Here is a 15,527-nt window from a genome sequence, read left to right as displayed (position 1 = left end):
GGGAACGGAGGCGGTTGATCATGGCGCACGGCGAGGTGCTCGAATTCGAGGAGTACGTCCGTACCCGGCAGGACGCGCTGCTGCGCAGCGCCCGCCGGCTCGTGCCGGACCCGGTGGACGCCCAGGATCTGCTGCAGACGGCACTGGCACGGACGTACGGCCGCTGGGACGGCATCGCGGACAAGCGGCTGGCGGACGCCTACCTGCGCAGGGTCATGATCAACACGCGTACGGAGTGGTGGCGGGCCCGCAAGCTGGAGGAGGTCCCGACCGAGCAGCTGCCGGACGCCTGCATCGACGACGCCACCGAGCAGCACGCGGACCGCGCCCTCCTGATGGACATCATGAAGGTGCTGGCACCCAAGCAGCGCAGTGTCGTGGTCCTGCGACACTGGGAGCAGATGTCCACGGAGGAGACGGCCGCCGCCCTCGGCATGTCGGCCGGCACGGTCAAGAGCACGCTGCACCGTGCGCTGGCCCGACTCCGCGAGGAGTTGGAGTCGCGGGACCACGAAGAGCGCGCCGCCCGTGCGCTCGAAGCGAGCGAGGAGCAGGAGCGTTGCGCGGCCTGAGCACAGCGGCCGACCCCCGTCCGGGGGTCAGGCGGGCCACGAAGGCGGTGATCACGGCGGTGGCCGTGCTCGCCGCCCTCGCCCTTTCCGTGTCCGCCTGCGGCACCGGCGGCACCGGCGCCCGGGACGAGGGGCCGGCCGACAGCGACTCCCTCGCGGCGGGCGGGGCCACACCGTCCGTGTCCGGTTCGGCGGACGCCGACGGGGAGGGCGACCACCCGAGTGTCGCCGAGGTCGTCCGGATGGTCCGCGCGGACCCGGAGGTCAGCAAGACGGTCAAGAGCGACCTGAGGCCGTGCGTGGCCGACGAGTACCCGGTGGACGTGACGTACGGGGACCTGACCGGAGGTTCGTCCGACGACCTCGTGGTCAATGTGATGACCTGTGCGGACGCCGTCGGTGTGGCGTCGTACGTGTACCGCGCGGAGAAGAAGGGGGCGTACCGGAGCGTCTTCCTGTCCGAACAGCCCCCCGTCTACGCGGAGATCGACCGGGGCGACCTCCTGGTCACCCGGCAGCTGTACGAGAATGGCGACCCCTCCTCGTATCCGACCAGCGAGGAAGTGACCACCTACCGCTGGATCAAGGACGACTTCGTCCAGCGCTCCAGCACACGCACCGAGTACAGCACCGCGGTGGGCGGCGCGGAGTCGGCGACTCCCGGGTCGAGCTGAGCCGAGTCCGGCCGCCCCCGACCCACTCGATCTTCCCGACCTACCCGACCTACTGTGACACGTACGGATGACGCGTCTCGTCCTCCCGACCTTCCCGCCCCACCCGACACCCTTCGACCGAGAGCGAGCGAGATCACCGGATGGCAGAGCAGACCCATGTCCTGTTCGTCGAGGACGACGACGTCATCCGCGAGGCCACCCAGCTCGCCCTGGAGCGGGACGGATTCGCGGTCACGGCCATGCCCGACGGGCTGTCGGGGCTGGAGGCGTTCCGCGCGAACCGGCCCGACATCGCCCTCCTCGACGTCATGGTCCCGGGCCTGGACGGGGTCTCCCTGTGCCGCCGCATCCGTGACGAGTCGACCGTCCCGGTGATCATGCTCTCCGCGCGTGCCGACTCGATCGACGTGGTGCTGGGCCTGGAGGCGGGCGCCGACGACTACGTGACCAAGCCGTTCGACGGCGCGGTCCTGGTCGCCCGGATCCGCGCGGTGCTGCGCCGCTTCGGCCACGCGAGCGGCGGTGACGCCAAGGCGGAGGAGGCCGGGGCCGCGGGCAGCGGCGGAGTGCTCACCTTCGGCGAGCTGGTGATCGACACCGAGGGCATGGAGGTACGGAAGTCGGGGGTGCCGGTGGCGCTGACACCGACCGAGATGCGGCTGCTGCTGGAGTTCTCGTCCGCCCCCGGCACGGTTCTCTCCCGTGACAAGCTGCTCGAACGCGTGTGGGACTACGGCTGGGGCGGTGACACCCGGGTCGTCGACGTCCACGTCCAGCGGCTGCGCGCGAAGATCGGCCAGGACCGGATCGAGACGGTCCGCGGCTTCGGCTACAAGCTCAAGGCCTGAGCGGGGACGGGACCGACATGGAGTCGAGGGGGATACGAGGAGGGCGGCGGGCGCCGGAGGCGACACACGCCGCCGCCGGGCGGCCGTTCGGCGGGCGCGCGTCGGGGGCGCCGGCATCGGACGCGAGGTCCGCGTCGGGCACGGGGCCCGCCGCGGGCATCCGGACGGGGCTGCGCTGGCAGTTGAGCGCGGCGATCGCCCTGGTCGGAGCGCTGGTGGCGGTCGCGCTGAGCCTGGTCGTGCACAACGCGGCGCGCGTCTCGATGCTCGACAACTCACGCGACCTCGCCAACGAGCGCATCCAGGTCGCCCAGCGCATGTACGAGTCGGGCCGCCCGCTGAAGTCCGGCGCCTTCGGGGTCAAGCTCGACGACCCCGACATCCCGAAGGACCTGCTGGCCAAGGTGAGCGAGGGTCGCCGGGCCACCTACGTGTCCGAGGGCGAGAACGGGGTGCCCGACATCTGGGCGGCGGTCCCGCTGAAGGACAAGCGGGTCCTGTCCCTGCACACCGACTTCACCGACCACAGCTCGGCGGTGATGCGGGACCTCGACCAGGCCCTGCTCATCGGCTCGATCGCGGTCGTCTTCGGCGGCTCGGCCCTCGGAGTCCTCATCGGCGGCCAGATGTCCCGTCGGCTGCGCAAGGCGGCGGCCGCCGCCCACGAGGTGGCCAAGGGCGAGTCGGACGTACGGGTGCAGGACGCGATCGGCGGTGTCGTACGCGACGAGACCGCGGAGCTGGCGCGGGCCGTGGACGCCATGGCAGACACCCTGCGGCAGCGCATCGAGGCGGAGCGCCGGGTGACGGCGGACATCGCCCACGAGCTGCGTACGCCGGTGACCGGACTCCTGACGGCCGCGGAACTGCTGCCCCCGGGCCGCCCCTCCGAGCTGGTCCGCGACCGGGCCCAGGCGATGCGCACGCTCGTGGAGGACGTGCTGGAGGTGGCCCGCCTCGACGGGGCCTCCGAGCGGGCCGAGTTGCAGGACATCATGCTGGGTGAGTTCGTGGCCCGGCGGGTGGCGGCGAAGAACGCGGACGTACGCGTGCGGGTGGTGCACGAGTCGGAGGTGACGACCGACCCCCGCCGTCTCGAGCGGGTCCTGCTGAACCTGCTGGCCAACGCGGCGAAGCACGGCAGACCGCCGATCGAGGTGTCCGTCGAGGGCCGCGTCATCCGGGTCCGCGACCACGGCCCCGGCTTCCCCGAGGAACTCCTCGCCGACGGGCCCCGTCGTTTCCGCACCGGCGCCTCCGACCGGGCCGGCCAGGGTCACGGCCTCGGCCTCACCATCGCCGCCGGCCAGGCACGCGTCCTCGGTGCCCGCCTCACCTTCCGCAACGTCCGCCCGCCCGGGTCCCCCGACGTGGTCCCGGCGGAGGGCGCCGTCGCCGTCCTCTGGCTCCCGGAACACGCCCCGACGAACACGGGAAGCTACCCGATGCTGCCGATGCCGAACGACGCGACGGGGTAGAGAGACCAGCCGGTGCGGGCCTGAAAAGCACGGGGCGCAGCCCCTGCTTTTCAGGGGCGCGGGGAACTGCGCGAGAAGCCCCACGCACCAAGCACCCGCACCCGCACCCGCACCCGCACCTGCGCCTGCGCCTGCGCCCGCCAACGCACCGACCCCCCGAGCTCGACCGCGAACTCAGGGGGCCCACTCACACCATCAGACAGCTGCCGCGGCCTCCTTCGCCCCAGCCTCCCCAGTCTTCCCGGTCGTTCCGCCCTCATCGGACGCATCCGCCGCGGAAGACCCCCCGGCCCCCCGCAACGGCACCTCCGTCACGAACACCGCCGCCACCAACGCCACCACGGAGACCACCGCCCCCAGCAGAAACGCCGAGTGCGTCCCGGAGGACACCGCGTACTGGTAGGCCTCCCGCGCGGCCTCCGGCAGCTTCGCCATACTCGCCGCGTCCAGCTGCGCCGACTGCTCGGTCACGCTGGACCCCAGCGCCCCGGCCCGCTCGGTCATCACGTCCTGCACCCGGCTGTTGAACAACGCGCCCATGATCGCGACGCCGAAGGACGACCCGAGGGTCCGGGAGAGCGTGGTCGTGGACGACGCGACGCCCATGTCCTTCATCTCGACGCTGTTCTGCGCGACCAGCATGGTGATCTGCATCAGGCATCCCATACCGGCACCCAGCACGGCCATGAACAGCCCGGACGTCACCCGGCTCGTCCCGGTGTCCATCTGCGCCAGCAGGAACAGCCCCACGATCATCAGGACACTCCCGACGATCGGGAAGACCTTGTAGCGGCCGCTGTTCGTGGTCACCCGTCCGGCCACCATCGACACCGCGAGCATCGCCCCCAGCAGCGGCAGCAGCAACAGCCCGGAGTTGGTCGCGGACGCGCCCTGTACGGACTGCTGGTAGAGCGGCAGGAACAGCACGGCGCCGAACATCACGAACCCGGTGAAGAACCCGATCACGGACATGAGCGTGAAGTTCCGGCTGCGGAAGATGTGCAGCGGGATCACCGGCTCGGTCGCCCGCTTCTGCACGATCACGAACCCGACCAGCGAGGTCACCCCGAGCGCGATCAGCTCCATGATGACGGCCGACCCCCAGGCGTACTCGGTGCCGCCCCACGTGGTCACCAGCACGATCGCCGTGATGCCCACGGTCAGCAGGGCCGCGCCCAGATAGTCGATGTCCCGCGCCGAGCGCCCCTCGCGCGACGGCTTCGGCAGGTGCAGCACGGCACTGATGGCGATCAGCGCCACGATCCCGAGCGGCAGGTTGATGTAGAAGGACCAGCGCCAGCTCCAGTGGTCCGTGATGAACCCGCCCACCAGCGGGCCGCCGATCATGGCGAGGGCCATCACCCCGGCCATCATGCCCTGGTACTTGCCGCGCTCCCGCGGCGGTATCAGGTCACCGATGATCGCCATGACGCCGACCATCAGCCCGCCGGCGCCGAGTCCCTGCACCGCGCGGAACCCGATGAGCTGGCCCATGCCCTGGGCCATTCCGCTCAGCGCGGACCCGATCAGGAAGATCACGATCGAGGCCATGAAGACCCGCTTGCGGCCGTAGAGGTCGCCGAGCTTGCCCCAGATGGGCGTGGAGGCGGCGGTCGCGAGCGTGTAGGCGGTGACGACCCACGCCAGATGTTCGAGCCCGCCCAGCTCTCCCACGATGGTCGGCATCGCGGTCCCGATGATCATGTTGTCGAGCATCGCGAGCAGCATGGCGATCATGAGCGCGAGCAGCACCACCCGCACACTGCGCGGCTGCGGCCCGTCCGCCTCGGCCCCACCACTCACTTCGTTCTCCTTCTCCGCACCCATCGCGGTCCTCCACTCCCCCCGGAGCTTCCGAGCACTTACTTGCCGACCGGCTAGTTGTTTACACTGAGGGAAACTAGGCCCCTAACTAGCCGGGCGTCAAGTAAGCGTGATGGGCTTGGCCGAGGCTTGACCGACCAGGGCCGTCCGAGCGGCGAGGAGTACGAGGATGAGCGGCACGACACAGGACGCGACGGGCGCGACGAACGCGGCGCCGAAGCGGCAGCGTCGCGGTGACACCCGCCAGCGCATCCAGGACGTCGCCCTCGAGCTCTTCGCCGAGCAGGGCTACGAGAAGACCTCGCTGCGGGAGATCGCCGAACGTCTCGACGTGACGAAGGCTGCGCTGTACTACCACTTCAAGACCAAGGAAGACATCCTCATCGGCCTCTTCCAGGATCTGCAGCGCCCGATCGACGAACTGATCGAGTGGGCGGGCACCCAGCCGCGCACCCTCGACACCAAGCGGGAGATCCTGCGCCGCTACAGCGTGGCCCTGGCCGACGTCGCCCCCCTCTTCCGCTTCATGCAGGAGAACCAGGCGGCGGTGCGCGAGCTGAGCGTCGGAGAGACGTTCAAGGACCGCATGATCCGGCTGATCGACACCATCAAGGAACCGGACGCCGCCCTGACCGACCAGGTCCGCTGCACGAGCGCCCTGTTCACGATGCACGCCGGCATGTTCGTCCTCCGGGACGTCGAAGGCGACCCCGAGGAGAAGCGCAAGGCCGTCCTGGAGGTCGCGATCGATCTGGTGACTCAGGCGCACGCCGGCACCCAGAGCTCTGGCTCCTGAGGCCCGCCGGATCCGGGCAGGCCCTCGAAAGCTCTCGGGAACTCGGCTCAGATGCTGACGCCCTTGGTGCGCAGGAAGGCGACCGGGTCGATGGCCGAGCCGTAGGTGGCGGTCGTACGGATCTCGAAGTGCAGGTGCGGCCCGCTGGAGTTACCGGTGTTGCCGGAGAGGGCGATGCGCTGCCCGGTCTTGACGACCTGCCCGGCCTTCACGTTCACCTTCGACAGGTGGGCGTACTGCGAGAACGTTCCGTTGCCGTGCTTGATGACGACGGCGTTGCCGTACGCCGGGCCGTCACCGGCACCGTTGCCGCCGGCCTTCACGACGGTGCCGCCGTGCGCCGCGGCGACGGCCGTACCGCTCTTGACGGCGAAGTCCTGGCCGCTGTGCTTCGCGGACCACATGTTGCCGGCCTGCGCGAACCGCGCGCTCAGCTTGTAGCCCTTGACGGGGCTGACCCAGGAGGCCGCCTTCTTGGCGGCGGCGGTCTGGACGGTGGCGGTGCCGGCGCTCGTGGCCTGGGCACCACCGGCGGCGGCCGCGACCCCGGCCCCCAGCACACCCGAGACACCCACACCCACGGCCGCCACGGCGGCACGGACACGGAGCTGGGACGTACGGGAACGGGGAGTGCGAACACGCTGCGACATGGAGTACCTCACGGGGGACGGAGACAGGGAACGTGCCTCGGTGGACACGCATCCCACCCGGCGCACATCTGCGGCCGCCGAACGGGACGACACATTGGTACCCCGACCCCCCGAAACCCCCCAAACGTGTGACCTACGACCGAACGTCGTAGCTCTACAGAAATCCCCCCTCTCATTGACACCCACCCCCAAACCGCCCCTCACCTGCACAGCACGACCCGAATCCGTGACCACTAGGCCTTAATGTCCGTTTTGCCCGCCAATCGTTCGCCACTATTCCATCTAGTACCGGACAAATGACCTGTGCGGCACGTCACCGGTATCGGCCGGAAAGAACTCGGGAATGTGACGCCGACTACGAGGCCCGCATCACTCATTTCCGACGCGAAAAAGAGGCTGCCCCGGGACCGAAGTCCCGGGGCAGCCCCTTCTGCTCGCTCAGGCCGAGCGCGGCGGTTACGCGTCCTTGCTCAGGTTCGGTCCCGCACCGCCGGCCGCCTGCTCGATCGGCGGCACGTCCGGCAGGGCCGCCTTCTCCTCACCCCGGAAGGTGAAGATCTGGGTCTCGCCCTCGCCCTCGGTGTCCACGACCACGATGTGGCCGGGGCGCAGCTCGCCGAAGAGGATCTTCTCGGAGAGGGTGTCCTCGATCTCGCGCTGGATGGTCCGGCGCAGCGGCCGGGCGCCCAGCACGGGGTCGTACCCCTTCTTGGACAGCAGTTCCTTGGCGGACTGGGAGAGCTCGATGCCCATGTCCCGGTCCTTCAGGCGCTCGTCGACCTTGCCGATCATCAGGTCGACGATCGCGAGGATGTCGTCCTGCGTGAGCTGCGGGAAGACGACGACGTCGTCGACACGGTTGAGGAACTCGGGCCGGAAGTGCTGCTTGAGCTCGTCCGAGACCTTGTTCTTCATGCGCTCGTAGTTGGTCTTCTTGTCGCCCGAGGCCGCGAAGCCCAGGTTGAAGCCCTTGGAGATGTCCCGGGTGCCGAGGTTGGTCGTCATGATGATGACCGTGTTCTTGAAGTCCACGACCCGGCCCTGGGAGTCGGTCAGACGACCGTCCTCCAGGATCTGCAGCAGCGAGTTGAAGATGTCCGGGTGGGCCTTCTCGACCTCGTCGAAGAGGACGACGGAGAACGGCTTGCGGCGGACCTTCTCGGTCAGCTGGCCGCCCTCTTCGTAGCCCACGTAGCCGGGGGGCGAGCCGAAGAGCCGGGAGACCGTGTGCTTCTCGCTGAACTCCGACATGTCGAGGGAGATCAGCGCGTCCTCGTCGCCGAAGAGGAACTCGGCGAGCGCCTTGGACAGCTCGGTCTTACCGACACCGGACGGGCCGGCGAAGATGAACGAACCACCGGGACGCTTCGGGTCCTTGAGGCCCGCACGCGTACGACGGATCGCCTTCGACAGCGCCTTGACGGCGTCGACCTGGCCGATGACCCGCTTGTGGAGCTCGTCCTCCATGCGCAGCAGACGCGAGGACTCCTCCTCGGTCAGCTTGAAGACCGGGATGCCGGTGGCGGTCGCGAGGACCTCGGCGATCAGCTCGCCGTCGACCTCGGCGACGACGTCCATGTCGCCGGCCTTCCACTCCTTCTCCCGCTTGGCCTTGGCGGCCAGGAGCTGCTTCTCCTTGTCGCGGAGGGAGGCGGCCTTCTCGAAGTCCTGCGAGTCGATCGCGGACTCCTTGTCCCGGCGGACACCGGCGATCTTCTCGTCGAACTCGCGGAGGTCCGGCGGCGCGGTCATCCGGCGGATGCGCATCCGGGAACCGGCCTCGTCGATCAGGTCGATCGCCTTGTCCGGCAGGAAGCGGTCCGAGATGTACCGGTCGGCGAGCGTCGCCGCCTGCACCAGGGCCTCGTCCGTGATCGAGACACGGTGGTGCGCCTCGTACCGGTCGCGGAGACCCTTGAGGATCTCGATGGTGTGCGGGAGCGAGGGCTCGGCGACCTGGATGGGCTGGAAACGGCGCTCCAGGGCCGCGTCCTTCTCCAGGTGCTTGCGGTACTCGTCCAGCGTGGTGGCGCCGATGGTCTGCAGCTCACCGCGGGCCAGCATGGGCTTCAGGATGGAAGCCGCGTCGATGGCGCCCTCGGCGGCACCCGCACCGACCAGCGTGTGCAGCTCGTCGATGAACAGGATGATGTCGCCGCGGGTGCGGATCTCCTTGAGCACCTTCTTCAGGCGCTCCTCGAAGTCACCGCGGTAGCGGGAGCCGGCGACCAGCGCGCCGAGGTCGAGGGTGTAGAGGTGCTTGTCCTTGAGGGTCTCGGGCACCTCGCCCTTGACGATGGCCTGGGCGAGGCCCTCCACGACGGCGGTCTTGCCGACGCCGGGCTCACCGATCAGGACCGGGTTGTTCTTGGTACGGCGGGACAGCACCTGCATGACCCGCTCGATCTCCTTCTCGCGCCCGATGACCGGGTCGAGCTTGGACTCACGAGCGGCCTGGGTGAGGTTCCGTCCGAACTGGTCGAGGACCAGGGACGTGGAGGGCGTGCCCTCGGCGGGGCCGCCGGCCGTGGCGGTCTCCTTGCCCTGGTAACCGGAGAGCAGCTGGATGACCTGCTGCCGCACCCGGTTGAGATCTGCGCCCAGCTTGACCAGGACCTGGGCGGCGACGCCCTCGCCCTCACGGATCAGGCCGAGCAGGATGTGCTCCGTGCCGATGTAGTTGTGGCCCAGCTGAAGGGCCTCGCGGAGCGACAGCTCCAGGACCTTCTTGGCACGGGGGGTGAAGGGGATGTGGCCGGACGGGGCCTGCTGCCCCTGCCCGATGATCTCCTCCACCTGCTGGCGGACCGCCTCGAGCGAAATCCCGAGGCTCTCCAGGGCCTTAGCGGCGACACCCTCACCCTCATGGATCAGGCCCAGGAGGATGTGCTCGGTGCCGATGTAGTTGTGGTTGAGCATCCGGGCTTCTTCCTGAGCCAGGACGACAACCCGCCGCGCGCGGTCGGTGAACCTCTCGAACATCGTTAATCGCTCCTCAGAGCGGTCAGGCAGTGAGGGGACGCTCCCCTCGCTGTCCTTCCGCAGCTTAGTCCCGCAAGCGGGGACCGCTCATTCCAACTGCCGACACCGTCCTTGGCCTCCTGACCCCGAACGCCGACATCTGCTCCAACCCGATGGTGCGAGACGATGTTCCCGCAGGCCAGGCAGTTACCCCCACCATCAGTACGCCGATGGCGAACGTGAGACGGCCTTTCCTGCGTGTCGCCCCCTCCCACTAGGGATGTCTTACCCGTAGGCACTGACACTCCATGCCGGATGCACCGGTTCCCTCCGCTAAGGGCGAACATCCTTGCGTCACCGCACACTGGGGAACGCCCCCTTTCCCGGAACTCTCCGCATCCGCACGGAAACCCAGCGTAACTCTGGGCCTCTTCGCCCGGTTGCTCCTGACATGGCCATCGTCCCCCTTCCCCGCCGACCGCTCGACCCGAGCTCTTCCTCGGCCGCCGCCTCGCGCGATGTCCCGGGTGAGACCCCGTCCGACGCGGTGCGGTGGTGGTACGAGAACGATCTCGGCTGGGCGACCGTGCCCGGGACGCCCGTACATCTCATTACGGGCCTGCGGTTCGATGTGCTCGACGTACCGGTGGAAGCGGGGGCCGCGGCGCTGCGGCACCTGGGGCCGGTGCCCGGTCCGGGTTCACCGGTGGCGCTGTGGGGCGGGCGGATGCTGCTGCTGGTCGCGGCCGGGAGTGCGGAGGAGTTGCCGGGGCTGTTGCGGTGGCTGGACTGGGGCGGCCTCGACCTGGACCTCACTGCCGTCGGAACGGGCGGTCACGTGGTGGCGCCGGCGCCACCGGACGGGGCCGGAAAGCGTGGGGGCATGCGCCGGGAGGCGGGTTCACAGGGGGCCGCCGAGTGGCTGCGGCCCCCCGAGCCGGAGTGCGAGGTCGAACCCTCGCTGCCGAGCATGTCGGCGTTGGGGGGCGGTGGGGGCGCCCCCGACCTCGTGCGAGTGGTGGACACGGTGGCGACGCACTGCCACCGCGTCCGGCTGCGGCGCGCGAGCACCGGGCCGTCGGAATCTCAGCCGTTGGCCTTCTCGTAGGCCTCGCGGATGGAGGCGGGGACGCGACCGCGGTCGTTGACCTCGTAGCCGTTCTCCTTCGCCCAGGCGCGGATGGCCGCGGTGTCCTGGCTGCCGCCGGAAGCGGCACGGGCCTTGCCACGCCCTCCCGCAGCACGGCCTCCGGTACGCCGACCACCCTTGACGTAGGGGTCGAGAAGGCCACGAAGCTTGTCCGCGTTGGCGGTCGTGAGGTCGATCTCGTACGTCTTGCCGTCCAGCGCGAACGTCACGGTCTCGTCCGCCTCGCCGCCGTCGAGGTCGTCGACAAGAAGGACCTGAACCTTCTGTGCCACCGGATTTCCTTTCATCGATAACTTCAGGGCCGAGGGCCTGCGGCGAGCGCCGCTGTTTCACGTCCCCTGTTATATGCAGTACTGCAGTACGTCGGAAAGCAAACCGCTTTTCCAGGAAAAACACAAACCCCTGGGAGAGACCGGGGAGAGACCCCGGAGAGGACGAGAGCCCGGGGAAGACCGGAAACATGTGCGTTTCGGACATAGGCCCCGTGGGCAAGGCGACCCTCACCGGAAGCTCACCCCGGAACGTCTCATGGGAACGCCTCGACGAAATTGGTCTCGTCGGCGATCACAGATGCAGAAGCATCCGGCTGTTGCCCAAGGTGTTCGGTTTCACTCGTTCGAGACCGAGGAACTCCGCGACGCCCTCGTCATAGGAACGCAGCAGCTCCGCGTAGACATCGGTGTCCACGGGAGTCTCGCCGATCTCCACGAAGCCGTGCTTCGCGAAGAACTCGACTTCGAAGGTGAGACAGAAAACCCGTCGAACACCCAGCCAGCGAGCGGTGTGCAGCAACTTCTCCAGCAACTGGTGACCGACACCGAGACCCTTGGCGTCCGGGTTCACCGCGAGAGTGCGGACTTCCGCGAGGTCTTCCCACATGACGTGCAGCGCACCGCAGCCGACGACCTGGGCGTTGTCGTCCCGTTCCGCGACCCAGAACTCCTGGATGTCCTCGTAAAGCGTGACGGTCGCTTTGTCGAGCAGGATGCGGCGCTGGACGTAGGAGTCGAGGAGGTCGCGCACGTGTGGGACATCGCTGGTCCGAGCCCGCCTGACGGTGATGGCTTTTGAGGTGGCTTCGGGAGGCGTTGCTGGCATGAGCGGACGCTATCGCCCGGGTACATCCGGTGATTCGCCGGGGGTGCCCTGTGTTTCGCCGGACGATTCGGCGGATTCGCCGGCGGTTTCAACAGGGGTTTCGAGCACGGGCGCGGCGGGCTCGGCGGGTTCGGGTTTGGCGGGGGCCGGGCCCTGCACGATGCGTACGGCGTCGGTGAGCGCCTGTCGCTGTTCCTCGCTCATCATCCCGAAGAAGGCCACGAGCGCGGCGGCGGGGTTGTCGCTCTGCGACCAGGCTTCGTTCATGAGGGCGGCCGCGTAGGCGGCACGAGTGGAGACCGCCTCATATCGATAGGCCCGACCCTCCGCCTCCCGGCGCACCCAGCCCTTCTGATGGAGATTGTCCAGAACGGTCATCACGGTGGTGTACGCGATGGACCGTTCCCGCTGGAGGTCTTCCAGGACTTCCCGAACTGTCACCGGGCGGTTCCACTTCCACACCCGCGTCATGACCGCGTCTTCGAGTTCTCCCAATGGGCGAGGCACAGTTCCGCACACTATCCGGAGAGATGGAACAAAAAGGGCGTACGACTCGAAAAACACACGAGTCGTACGCCGATGGGGCGGAGCGGTGCGGGTCAGGCGCCGGGGCCCCGGGAGTCGCGGTCGCCGGCCTGGCGGGCGTTCTCCGCGCGGGCGAGGGCCGCGTCGACCACCGCGTCCTCCTTGGCCTTGTTGGGGCCGCCCTGGGTCTTCACGATCACCCGGATGACGCTGATGAACAGCACGGCCATCACGAAGGGGGGCAGCAGCGCGGAGACGTAGTCCATGCGTCCAGGGTAGCCAGGGCTAGACGGCGGCCAGCTGCTGGGGCGGGTTCGCGGGCGGGGCGGCCGGTTTCCGCTTGGGCGGGAAGACCTCGCCGGGGGTGGGAATGGGCCGGCGGGCCGGGCGCGGGGCGTCGGGGCGGGGCACCGGACCGGGCTTGTCGGCGGGCTCGGCGGGCCGGGACGGCCGGGCGGGCTTGGGCCGGGCGGGCTCTCCGGCGGCGCGCGCGTGGGTGTCCTCCTCCGCCAGACCCCCGGGGAGCGCGGTGAGCCGGAGCCACGAGCGGCCCGAGGCGGAACGGGAGGCGGGGACGACGACGGCCGAGGTGGCCGCGCGCCCCGCGAAACGGGCGCGCACGTCCTGTGCGACCAGCGGGCGGCAGCGCTCCAGGAGCGACGCGGCGGTGGGGTTGCCGCGCAGGGCGCGCAGCGCGGCGAGGTCGTCCGGGTGGGGGTGGTACCCGGCGTCCAGGGCCTCCGTCAGGAGCGCCGCGTAGCCCGTGACCGTGCCGGGGAGCGCGGCCCGGTACCGAGCGAGGTCGGCCAGCAGGAACGCTCTCAGACGGGCGTCCTCGCGGGTCGCCTCGTCGACGGACTCGGCGAGCCGGAGGCAGTCCTGCACCTCCTCCGCCGAGACGGGGCTGGGGTTGAGGGCGAGGGCGAGGGCACGACGGAGCACACGCAGCTCCTCAGCGCCGAACGCCATGCCGCCGCGGGTTCCGTGGGGCGTGGGCATGCGGCGACGATACGCGCTAATCAGACAAAACAGATGTGATGAGGGGGCGTGGCGCGACGGGACCACCCACGTGGCGGCCTTTCCCCGTTTCTTGGCGCCCGCCGCCCCGGCGGCCCGGCCCTTCCCGGCCCCCCGGGGGACAGGAAGGGTCTCAGAGGCGGGACACGTTCCGTTCGTAGACCAGGCGCAGCCCGATCAGCGTGAGCCACGGCTCGTGCTCGTCGATCACCGAGGACTCCCCCAGCACCATGGGCGCCAGCCCGCCCGTCGCGATGACCGTCACCTCGGCGGGGTCGTCGGCGAGTTCGCGGACCATCCGGCCGACCACACCGTCGACCTGCCCGGCGAACCCGTACACGATCCCGGACTGCATGGCCTCGACCGTGTTCTTGCCGATGACGCTGCGCGGCCGGGCGACCTCGATCTTGCGGAGCTGGGCGCCCTTGACGCCGAGCGCCTCGACGGAGATCTCGATACCGGGCGCGATGACACCGCCGACGTACTCGCCGCGGGCGCTGACCGCGTCGAACGTGGTCGCCGTACCGAAGTCCACCACCACGGCCGGCCCGCCGTACAGCTCGACGGCGGCGACGGCGTTGATGATGCGGTCGGCGCCGACCTCCTTCGGGTTGTCGGTGAGGATCGGGACGCCCGTCTTCACCCCCGGCTCGACGAGGACCGCGGGGACGTCGCCGTAGTAGCGGCGGGTCACCTCGCGCAGCTCGTGCAGCACCGACGGGACGGTGGCGCAGATCGCGATGCCGTCGATGCCGTCGCCCAGTTCCTCGCCGAGCAGCGGGTGCATGCCCATGAGGCCCTGGAGGAGGACCGCCAGTTCGTCGGCGGTGCGGCGCGCGTCCGTGGAGATGCGCCAGTGTTCGACGATGTCCTCGCCGTCGAACAGACCGAGGACGGTGTGGGTGTTGCCCACGTCGATCGTCAGCAGCATGGCCCGTCCCCGTCCCTACTCGGCCGCGCGCAGATCGAGGCCGACGTCCAGGATCGGGGACGAGTGGGTCAGGGCCCCGACGGCCAGGAAGTCGACGCCCGTGTCCGCGTACGCCTTCGCGTTGGTGAGGGTGAGCCGGCCCGAGGCCTCCAGGAGGGCGCGGCCGTCGACGATCGAGACGGCCTCCTCGCACTCGAGCGGGGTGAAGTTGTCCAGGAGGATCAGATCGGCGCCCGCGTCGACGACCTCGCGCAGCTGGTGCAGGGTGTCGACCTCGACCTCGATGGGCACCTCGGGGAACATCTGGCGCACGGCCTCGAAGGCCTGGGCGACCCCGCCCGCGGCGACGACGTGGTTGTCCTTGACGAGGGCCGCGTCCGACAGGGACATACGGTGGTTGATCCCGCCGCCGCAGCGGACCGCGAACTTCTCCAGGGCACGCAGCCCCGGCGTCGTCTTGCGGGTGTCGCGCACCTTCGCCTTCGTGCCCTCCAGGGCGTCCGCCCACGCGCGCGTGGCGGTCGCGATGCCGGAGAGACGGCACAGCAGGTTCAGGGCGCTGCGCTCGGCGGTGAGCAGGTCGCGGGTGGCGCCGGTGACGCTGAGGAGTTTCTGGCCGGCCTCGACGCGGTCGCCGTCGTCGACGTGCCGCTCGACCTCGAACTCGTCGGAGCAGGCCACCGAGAGGACCGCCTCGGCGACTCTCAGACCCGCCACGACGCCGCCCTCGCGGGCGGTGAAGTCGGCGGTGGCACGCGCGTCCTCGGGGATCGTGGCGACCGTGGTCACGTCCACGCCGTGGTCGAGGTCCTCCTGGATGGCGACGTTGGCGATGTCCTCGACCTCCACGGGGTCGAGTCCGGCGTCGGCCAGGAGCTGGGCGAGCGCGGGATCGAGCCCGCACTCCAGGTATTCCTCGCTGAGGCCGTCGTCCGCGCCGCAGGCGCAGCCGTCGCCGCAGCCGCCGCTCTGGGCGAGGGGAAGGTCGGGAGTGCTCACGTCT

General features: G+C 69.7%; 16 protein-coding genes. 6 read left to right on the top strand and 10 right to left on the bottom strand.

Features of this window, described 5'->3' with window-relative positions; genetic code table 11:
* Positions 1-20 precede the first annotated feature (20 nt).
* The 4 genes from RM704_RS16255 (at position 21) to cseC (ending at position 3,572) form a co-directional block, all read left to right on the top strand.
* On the top strand, positions 21-572 hold the full coding sequence (locus RM704_RS16255; RefSeq protein ID WP_033524733.1) for a SigE family RNA polymerase sigma factor: 552 nt from the start codon (positions 21-23) through the stop codon (positions 570-572).
* Positions 560-1,246 carry a hypothetical protein gene (locus RM704_RS16250; protein WP_033524732.1) on the top strand — a complete coding sequence of 229 codons (687 nt, stop codon included), beginning with the start codon at positions 560-562 and terminating at the stop codon, positions 1,244-1,246. The genes RM704_RS16255 and RM704_RS16250 overlap by 13 nt, the downstream gene beginning before the upstream one ends.
* Before the next feature lie 140 nt (positions 1,247-1,386).
* Positions 1,387-2,094, top strand: coding sequence for a two-component system response regulator CseB (gene cseB, locus RM704_RS16245; RefSeq protein ID WP_033524731.1), 708 nt, complete (start codon positions 1,387-1,389; stop codon positions 2,092-2,094).
* A 17-nt stretch (positions 2,095-2,111) separates the two neighbouring features.
* Positions 2,112-3,572, top strand: a complete 1,461-nt coding sequence (gene cseC, locus RM704_RS16240) for a two-component system sensor histidine kinase CseC (RefSeq protein ID WP_033524730.1) — start codon at positions 2,112-2,114, stop codon at positions 3,570-3,572.
* 195 nt (positions 3,573-3,767) lie between these two features.
* Here the strand turns inward: cseC and RM704_RS16235 are convergent, their stop codons facing one another.
* Positions 3,768-5,399, bottom strand: a complete 1,632-nt coding sequence (locus RM704_RS16235) for an MDR family MFS transporter (RefSeq protein ID WP_033524729.1) — start codon at positions 5,397-5,399, stop codon at positions 3,768-3,770.
* Positions 5,400-5,565: 166 nt separating this feature from the next.
* Here RM704_RS16235 and RM704_RS16230 point away from each other — a divergent pair, with 166 nt between their 5' ends.
* A complete protein-coding gene (locus tag RM704_RS16230; protein WP_033524728.1) occupies positions 5,566-6,192 on the top strand; it encodes a TetR/AcrR family transcriptional regulator in 627 nt (208 codons plus the stop codon).
* A 47-nt stretch (positions 6,193-6,239) separates the two neighbouring features.
* Here the strand turns inward: RM704_RS16230 and RM704_RS16225 are convergent, their stop codons facing one another.
* Both RM704_RS16225 and RM704_RS16220 read right to left on the bottom strand, forming a co-directional pair.
* A complete protein-coding gene (locus RM704_RS16225; protein ID WP_192829526.1) occupies positions 6,240-6,842 on the bottom strand; it encodes a M23 family metallopeptidase in 603 nt (200 codons plus the stop codon).
* A 456-nt stretch (positions 6,843-7,298) separates the two neighbouring features.
* Positions 7,299-9,824: an ATP-dependent Clp protease ATP-binding subunit gene (locus tag RM704_RS16220; RefSeq protein WP_033524726.1), complete on the bottom strand. Its 2,526-nt coding sequence runs from the start codon at positions 9,822-9,824 to the stop codon at positions 7,299-7,301.
* A gap of 430 nt (positions 9,825-10,254) precedes the next feature.
* Between RM704_RS16220 and RM704_RS16215 the strand changes: the two genes are divergently transcribed.
* The gene (locus tag RM704_RS16215) at positions 10,255-10,911 is read left to right on the top strand and encodes an SCO3374 family protein (RefSeq protein ID WP_033524725.1); all 657 of its coding nucleotides are present in this window, start codon (positions 10,255-10,257) and stop codon (positions 10,909-10,911) included.
* Here RM704_RS16215 and RM704_RS16210 read toward each other — a convergent pair.
* The 7 genes from RM704_RS16210 to nadC all read right to left on the bottom strand — a co-directional run bounded on the left by RM704_RS16210 (position 10,890) and on the right by nadC (position 15,523).
* A complete protein-coding gene (locus RM704_RS16210; RefSeq protein ID WP_033524724.1) occupies positions 10,890-11,225 on the bottom strand; it encodes a histone-like nucleoid-structuring protein Lsr2 in 336 nt (111 codons plus the stop codon). The genes RM704_RS16215 and RM704_RS16210 overlap by 22 nt on opposite strands.
* A 292-nt stretch (positions 11,226-11,517) precedes the next feature.
* Entirely contained in the window at positions 11,518-12,051 is a 534-nt protein-coding gene (locus RM704_RS16205; RefSeq protein WP_033524723.1) for an amino-acid N-acetyltransferase, read from the bottom strand.
* A gap of 9 nt (positions 12,052-12,060) precedes the next feature.
* On the bottom strand, positions 12,061-12,522 hold the full coding sequence (locus tag RM704_RS16200; RefSeq protein ID WP_438828920.1) for a BlaI/MecI/CopY family transcriptional regulator: 462 nt from the start codon (positions 12,520-12,522) through the stop codon (positions 12,061-12,063).
* A gap of 128 nt (positions 12,523-12,650) precedes the next feature.
* Positions 12,651-12,842 (bottom strand): hypothetical protein, encoded by a 192-nt coding sequence (locus tag RM704_RS16195; RefSeq protein WP_033524721.1) that lies wholly within the window; start codon positions 12,840-12,842, stop codon positions 12,651-12,653.
* A 19-nt stretch (positions 12,843-12,861) separates the two neighbouring features.
* Positions 12,862-13,545, bottom strand: a complete 684-nt coding sequence (locus RM704_RS16190; RefSeq protein ID WP_033524720.1) for a hypothetical protein — start codon at positions 13,543-13,545, stop codon at positions 12,862-12,864.
* A 181-nt stretch (positions 13,546-13,726) separates the two neighbouring features.
* Complete coding sequence (locus RM704_RS16185; RefSeq protein ID WP_033524719.1) at positions 13,727-14,524, bottom strand: type III pantothenate kinase; 798 nt, start codon at positions 14,522-14,524, stop codon at positions 13,727-13,729.
* 15 nt (positions 14,525-14,539) lie between these two features.
* Complete coding sequence (gene nadC / locus RM704_RS16180) at positions 14,540-15,523, bottom strand: carboxylating nicotinate-nucleotide diphosphorylase (protein ID WP_033524718.1); 984 nt, start codon at positions 15,521-15,523, stop codon at positions 14,540-14,542.
* Positions 15,524-15,527: the final 4 nt, after the last annotated feature.

It is taken from the genome of Streptomyces gottesmaniae, from assembly GCF_031845845.1.
GTDB lineage: Bacteria > Actinomycetota > Actinomycetes > Streptomycetales > Streptomycetaceae > Streptomyces > Streptomyces akebiae.
This window is presented reverse-complemented; position numbering and strand designations above follow the sequence as displayed.